Annotated in this window: 2 tRNA genes; both read right to left on the reverse strand. The window is 44.3% G+C overall.

Features of this window, described 5'->3' with window-relative positions:
- Nucleotides 1-192 precede the first annotated feature (192 nt).
- A tRNA-Ala gene (locus Nant_RS04845) sits at nucleotides 193-268 on the reverse strand.
- Nucleotides 269-314: 46 nt separating this feature from the next.
- Nucleotides 315-391, reverse strand: a tRNA-Ile gene (locus Nant_RS04850).
- Nucleotides 392-494 lie beyond the last annotated feature (103 nt).

Here is a 494-nt window from a genome sequence, read left to right on the forward strand (position 1 = left end):
CCCGAAGGCGTCTGGTAAGAAACATGTTTCTCGTAACGATAAAATTACTTTTGGCGCTTGTTTTTAAACAAGACTTTCTTTCATCAAATCCACATTGTTAAAGAGCGTTTAAAGCAAAAAGCTTTAAATGTTATATTTTTTAAAGACATTACCGCCGTCTTCTAAACATAATATTTAAAACTTTATAAATTATGGTGGAGCTATGCGGGATCGAACCGCAGACCTCCTGCGTGCAAGGCAGGCGCTCTCCCAGCTGAGCTATAGCCCCATAATTTTGAGTGTGAACTGCTATCAATTTCTTGACCAATCGGAATTGGTAGGCCTGAGTGGACTTGAACCACCGACCTCACCCTTATCAGGGGTGCGCTCTAACCAGCTGAGCTACAAGCCTATCGCAGCGGTCGCCCGGCAGATGCCGAACCACTCGTTTGCTCTCTTTACTTCGGTCAGATAATTCGTGTGAACGCTATGCCAGGACTCGGCTTATCGTTTAA

This window comes from Neptunomonas antarctica (genome assembly GCF_001305295.1).
GTDB classification, from domain to species: domain Bacteria; phylum Pseudomonadota; class Gammaproteobacteria; order Pseudomonadales; family Balneatricaceae; genus Neptunomonas; species Neptunomonas antarctica.